Below are 6310 nucleotides of genomic sequence, written 5' to 3'. Positions count from 1 at the left end.
ACCCGCCCTTCGGGAGCCTCACAGGCATCCCACTCCCGTGTTGCATTGACTTAAAAGGGAATGACCATTTCTGCGTCAATGCGCCTTGGATTGAAATGCCGGTGAGGCTCTGAACTGATTAGATATTTAATGTGATTGGTATAAATCCGCAGTTGTGTTGAATAACAGTATTACGCCACTCACTTCTAGTGAATAAGTGGCCTAATATGTTGAATAATAGGGTAAGTTGATGACTTAACTAGAAGTTCGCAGGCGTAGTCGCACTCACCAGACGGCAAGGTTCATCAAAGGGATTGCGGAATCTATGGGGCACTTCACTATTAAAGTAGTAACTGTCACCCGCTTCCAAAATATACACTTCATCACCCACAGTGAGTTCGAATTTACCTTCGATCACCATCGCAGCCTCTTCACCTTCGTGCTTCAGCATTTCTTCACCCGTATCTGAACCGGGCGGATAAATTTCACTCATCACTGACATAGCGCGATTCGGATAATCACGGCCGATCAGTTTAAATTCAAGTGGTCCAGTGCCGATATCCAGTAATTCATTGGATCGATAGACGACCTTTTGCTCACTATCCGCAGAGGCTTCAATGGAGAAAAAATCCACTAAAGACATCGGGATACCCGACAGCACTTTTTTTAGAGAGCTGACTGACGGGCTAACACTGTTTTTCTCGATCATTGAAATCGTACTGTTAGTCACACCAGCACGTTTGGCCAATTCTCGTTGAGATAAGCCTTTCATTTTTCGAACAGTTTTGAGGCTGGCTCCAATATCCAAATTTCACATCCCCCTGAAGGCTCGGGTCAACCCCGATAGATGACGAACAGGTTGTTCAGGATAAACACCATCCAGAACGCATTTTCGCCCAAAAAGCGCGTGTTTTACTGCTTTCATTGTATTCTACATAAAAAGCGTGTTAAATAAAACGAACACTTTTTTGCGTCATGTTAAAAGTGTGATGAGTATACTGAGACAAGTCCAATTTACAATAAAAACAATTTTTTGGAGCCATAATGGCAAGCAAACCTCCAGTGCACAGCGAACAGTACCCACACTCTTATTATGTTGATACTGCTAAAGAAATTTACGCGCACCCACAACTCGAAGGCAATATCAGTGCTGATGTCTGCATAGTGGGCGGCGGCTTTAGCGGTATCAATACCGCCATAGAACTCGCACAGCGCGGCATGAGTGTCATTCTATTAGAAGCCAAGCGTATTGGCTGGGGCGCATCGGGGCGAAACGGCGGCGAACTCATTCGCGGCATAGGCCATGACCCTGCGCAATTTCACAGTGAAATAGGCACTGAAGGTGTTCAAGCAATCCAACAGATGGGCTTTGAAGCCGTCGAAATTGTGCGAAATCGCATACAAGAACACAGTATCGACTGCGATCTGCAAATGGGTTATTGCGACTTAGCAGTTAAACCTCGTCACATGGATGAGCTTGAAGAAGAATTTAGCGCACTCAAGGCCATGGGTTATCAGCAAGAAATCAAGCTGTTAACTAAGCCGCAATTAGGTGAAGTCATAGGCTCAGATTTTTATCAAGGTGCGCTGGTTGATATGGGCAGCGGCCATTTACACCCGCTGAACCTTGCTCTGGGTGAGGCACGCGTCGCCCGTAATCTGGGCGCGCAGTTGTTTGAATACAGCGCCGCCGAAAAAATCATTCAAGGCGCTAAACCTAAGGTCATGACCACCAAGGGCGAAGTCACTTGCCAATACTTAGTTCTGGCTGGCAATGCCTATATTGGCCACAAACTTAACAGTTTTGTTGGGGGCAAAGTGTTGCCCGCTGGCAGTTATTTATTGGCGACAGAGCCCTTAACTGAGGCCCAATGCGCAAGCATTATCCCGCAGAATATGGCCTTCGCCGATATGCGAATTGCCTTAGATTACTTTCACTTATCCGCAGATCGTCGACTGCTGTTTGGCGGCCTTTGTACTTACTCAGGTAAAGATCCCAGAGATATTGAAGCGGCGCTGAGACCGAATCTGGAGAAGGTGTTCCCGCAGTTAAAAGGCGTGCGCATCGATTATGAATGGGGCGGCATGATAGGTATTGGGGCGAACCGTATGCCACAAATTGGTCGCCTGCCCGATGCCAATAATATTTTCTACGCCCAAGCCTATGCAGGACATGGCGTGAATGCCACTCACATGGCGGCAAAACTACTGGCCGAGGCTATTTGCCAACAGGCGGGACACTTCGATGTGTTCGCTAAAATCAAACACATGACCTTCCCCGGCGGCCCGACATTCCGCTCGCCTATGCTCGCGGCTGGCATGCTGTATCACAGATTTAAAGACTTGTTTTAAAGGCTTATTTTAAGCACTTTTTAAGAACAGATTTTAAGGGCTGGTTTTAAGACATCACGCATGATGCCCATCGGATAAACAATCAGATGGGCATCATTGTCATATGCGCGAGCCATTTAACCACTCGCTATTTAGATACGAGTCATTCAACTGCAAGTCATTCTTTACAATTAGGGCTGCAACAACGCTAAGCCTCGCCTAAGAGATCGCCGCGTTCTAACAAGCATAACAACTTTTAAAAGCTAATTTGCTCTCGCTAATCTCTGCCGCTTTCGACGCCTTGCCCACAGGATAAAAGGGATAGACCCGAGATAATGCACGACTAACGCCACCACAACCCCAAAGCCAATCCCACTGGTGGTTAAAGGTATTCCAGGCTTAAAGTTACTGACGGTTTTCTCCAGATAATCAAAGCGAACGGGGTTAAACATATAGGCAGTTTTTTCAAACAAATTGCCCGTGTTAAACATCGCCAAGCCCTGTGTTAACTCTTTATAAAGCGCGATTGTCTGCACCTTTTGCTCGGCGTCGGCACGCACGCTTGGCTCCTTATTTTGCTGGTGACGGGCAATCATTGCCTCAGCATCGGCATAATGATATTCCCTAGCCGTTGCCTCGTAGCCTTCTACCTGCCATTGGGTCGATGCATAGAGTCCAGCGAGAAATTGCTGATAATGATCAGCCAGTTGCGGCAACTGCAAGGCAATCACAAGAATCAACCCAAAAACCAACTTATCAATCAATCTGCCAATCAAGGGATCCTCCTTGGTGATCTAGCCAAACAACGCAGCGGTTACGACACTGCAATGACATAATGCTCAAAACTGTACTGACTCAATCAATAACTACCCAATTAGCACTCAATTGGCAAATCGGTACGACTGCCCCAATCCGCCCACGAGCCATCATAGAGGATGGGATGTGTATGCCCTGCCGCAACTGAAGCCAAGATCAAAATACACGCCGTAATCCCAGAGCCACAGCTAAATATCCGTGCGGACTTGTCCGCTGCTAAACCTTGATAAATAGCCTGTAATTCACTGGTCGTTTTGATTTTATTGCCATCAAGCACTTGAGCGAAGGGTAAGTTAACCGAGCGAGGAATATGCCCTGAGCGCACACCTGGGCGCGGCTCACTCACTTGGCCTAAAAAGCGTGGCGCACCACGGGCATCGACAATCGCGGTTTCGGCATCTTCGATACGTGATAACACGGCCTCGGCATCCATCACAAGCTCAGGGTGGTATTGCAGCACATCCACCAAAGTATCGATATCCGTCGGGCCGTAATCGACGCCTTCGGCTTGATAACGCGATGAGGTGATGCGGTCTTCTTCAATCCACTGAGGCAAGCCACCATCGAGTACATAGACTCGATTAAAGCCCATGACTTTAAAGGTCCACCACGCCCGTGGAGATGAATAAATGCCTTGGTTATCATAGATAACGATAACACTGTCGGCCTCAATCCCAAGTTGCGCTATCCCTTGGCTGAATTGTTCAAACGTCGGCAAGGCATGGATTTGAGTTGAAGTCTTATCGCAAAACACATTTTCCAAGTCGAATCGACGTGAGCGCGGAATGCAAATAGGCTCATCGTAAACCAGAGGTTCTTTACCAATAACGGTTTCCATACTGGCATCGAGCAAGACTAAATGGGGATCGGTGAGGTGTGCTTCGAGCCACTGCGTACTAACAAGTGGGTATTCCATAGCGGGTCCTTTTACTGTTATCCAAGTCTGCCGCTAGTCTCTCACCAAATGCCGTAAAGCCCAAATATCGGCTTAACAAATTGTCTGCTTTGGGATTTTATTCAAAAACGTCGACTCGATTTTATGTGCTCCATCATTAGATTGCAGCGAAACAGTGTTTCAAGATAGCTTTTCGAGAAAGCCCTTTCGAAATAATCCTTTTCAAAATAGCCGCTACTTAATCACTTCTATTTTCACGTCAATCAAACCAGAGGAAGTGTTGCCTATGCTACTGAACGCCGATTTAGACAGATCAATAATGCGGCCACGCACGAAAGGCCCTCTATCATTGATTTTTACAATCACACTTTTGCCATTATCAACATTGGTGACCTTAACGCTCGAACCAAAGGGTAACTTTTTATGCGCTGCCGTCTTTAATTTATGTTTGTAAAGTTCACCACTAGCCGTCTGCTTATTTTGATGTTTATCCCCATAAAAGGAAGCCTGACCAGCTTCAGTGAATCCCACCCAGTTACCATTTTCACCCGTCTGCATTGAAGAACAGCCGGCCAAAAAACTTAACAATGCCAGCACAGCTAGTTTGACGAAATTGAACTGCCTAATTGGGTTTAGAAGTGCATTCACATGACACCCTCTCTAATGAGTGAACGCTTTGCTGACGAGCTAAAAAACTCAGCAAAAGTCACGGGGAAAATAACCAACAACCTTAGATGGCAAAGCTCGAAGCTTGCATCCTAAAAGATCAGAACAAGAAACAATAAATTTCCACGAGGCTACAGCAGTTGCACGCTAAAATCACGTATTTACAGGTGAATGCTCTCGGTTTGAAGTCAAAAGGTTGTGGACAAACTGACTTAGAAACAGACATATATGTGTTGTAGACCAGTTTTTGGGGGACCTGTAATTTTAGTTATTAACAGTTTAACGTTTGCTGGTATCCACTAACACAGGCTTACCATGGCATTCGCTCGTCGTCTCGCTAATCACCATGGATCACCTTTTTGGCATTAGCGTGACCTGTAGATTTAAAAGCCTTACACAGCACGCTTTTGAACAGAAATGCGTTGGAAAGTAGTGTTTGGGATCAGTAATTTCAGTTGTTAGAAGTTTAGCGTTTACGAATATTCACTCGCACAGGCTTGCCATGGCATTCGCTCGTCGACTCGCAGCCAGTCCGTCCTTGAATGCTCGACCGCCCCGTCCATAGGGCGGACGGTCGTCTCGCCAATCACCATGGCTCACCTTTTTGGCACTAGTGTAATCTGTCTGTATGAAGGAGATACCCAGCAAGCTTTGGGACAAAATCGTGATAGACCTTTTGCTCTAACTTGTCAGTTTGGATAAAAATTTCTATGGAGATAAGGCCCGCCACAAACGCGAGCAACTTGTTGCGAGTCGAGCGCCCAAAGGGCGCGTTTTTGATGGCGATTGTTAGGTGACAATATTGCAGACCTCCCTTCTATACTTCTCCCGATCTTGTTCGCTAAGCACATTGGCTAATGGAGGCTTTGGTGACTCAGGGCGAAGAAATGCATCGAAAAATTTCGGATCATGCATTATGTTCCAAGGTATTAGGCCGTGATACGCGGATAGAAAATCCGAAAGGATTCCAGCATCACAGGTTCTGGCTCCAACATATCCTTGTTTAGCGAACTGTTCATTTGGGAATTCAGAAGAGTTAAAAGTTTCGGGCGCAACTCCGATTGATAACCATTCACCACGGTTAAGGGCCTGACGCCAAGTTGATGAAAGTGATACTGCATAATCGCGAGTCAAATCTGGAATTGATGTTGGTAAATCTAAGAAGCGGTGACAGTAAATCGCTACATAGATGACATTAACAAATTCCCCTTGGGTATCACCTGCTTGAGCAATTCCATATGAACCGTCAGATAAAGGAACAGCATAAACCATTCCTGGCTTCCATCGAGACTGTCTGCGCTTACGCGATTCCATGTTGTCACCTAACGTCTTAGTATTTATGCGCTGCGCTGTTTGCAGGGCATAAATCGCTTGTTGGACTTGGCCGCTGCCACATCCGTGTAAATGGGTATGAATAATGCTATAGGAATTTGCTTTTTTGCGGTAGCGGTTTTTTATACAGTTTGATGGGTAATCACTTGATATCGTTTTAGCTTTCTCATTTTTAGCGCTTATTTTTTGCTAATGAATCGCTATCTAACGACTCAAAACTCCAAGGAATACACCTCCCCTCGGAGTTGCCGCAGGGCGAATAGACAAAGTGCGTGAGTTCGGTCATGGATG

General features: G+C 46.1%; 6 protein-coding genes. 1 reads left to right on the top strand and 5 read right to left on the bottom strand.

What is annotated here, in order from left to right:
* Positions 1-238: 238 nt before the first annotated feature.
* Positions 239-787, bottom strand: a complete 549-nt coding sequence (locus BM607_RS00335; protein WP_006080693.1) for a cupin domain-containing protein — start codon at positions 785-787, stop codon at positions 239-241.
* Positions 788-1023: 236 nt separating this feature from the next.
* Between BM607_RS00335 and BM607_RS00330 the strand changes: the two genes are divergently transcribed.
* Complete coding sequence (locus BM607_RS00330) at positions 1024-2331, top strand: FAD-binding oxidoreductase (RefSeq protein WP_071939235.1); 1308 nt, start codon at positions 1024-1026, stop codon at positions 2329-2331.
* Between the two features lie 242 nt (positions 2332-2573).
* Here BM607_RS00330 and BM607_RS00325 read toward each other — a convergent pair whose 3' ends face one another.
* The 4 genes from BM607_RS00325 to BM607_RS00310 all read right to left on the bottom strand — a co-directional run bounded on the left by BM607_RS00325 (position 2574) and on the right by BM607_RS00310 (position 6001).
* Positions 2574-3086, bottom strand: a complete 513-nt coding sequence (locus tag BM607_RS00325) for a DUF2937 family protein (RefSeq protein WP_071939236.1) — start codon at positions 3084-3086, stop codon at positions 2574-2576.
* Between the two features lie 98 nt (positions 3087-3184).
* Entirely contained in the window at positions 3185-4042 is an 858-nt protein-coding gene (locus BM607_RS00320) for a sulfurtransferase (protein ID WP_071939237.1), read from the bottom strand.
* Between the two features lie 213 nt (positions 4043-4255).
* Positions 4256-4669: a septal ring lytic transglycosylase RlpA family protein gene (locus BM607_RS00315; RefSeq protein ID WP_071939238.1), complete on the bottom strand. Its 414-nt coding sequence runs from the start codon at positions 4667-4669 to the stop codon at positions 4256-4258.
* Positions 4670-5476: 807 nt separating this feature from the next.
* A complete protein-coding gene (locus tag BM607_RS00310; RefSeq protein ID WP_140393415.1) occupies positions 5477-6001 on the bottom strand; it encodes a hypothetical protein in 525 nt (174 codons plus the stop codon).
* Between the last annotated feature and the right edge of the window lie 309 nt (positions 6002-6310).

This window comes from Shewanella sp. SACH, assembly GCF_001887095.2.
Classification (GTDB): Bacteria; Pseudomonadota; Gammaproteobacteria; order Enterobacterales; family Shewanellaceae; genus Shewanella; species Shewanella baltica.
This window is presented reverse-complemented; position numbering and strand designations above follow the sequence as displayed.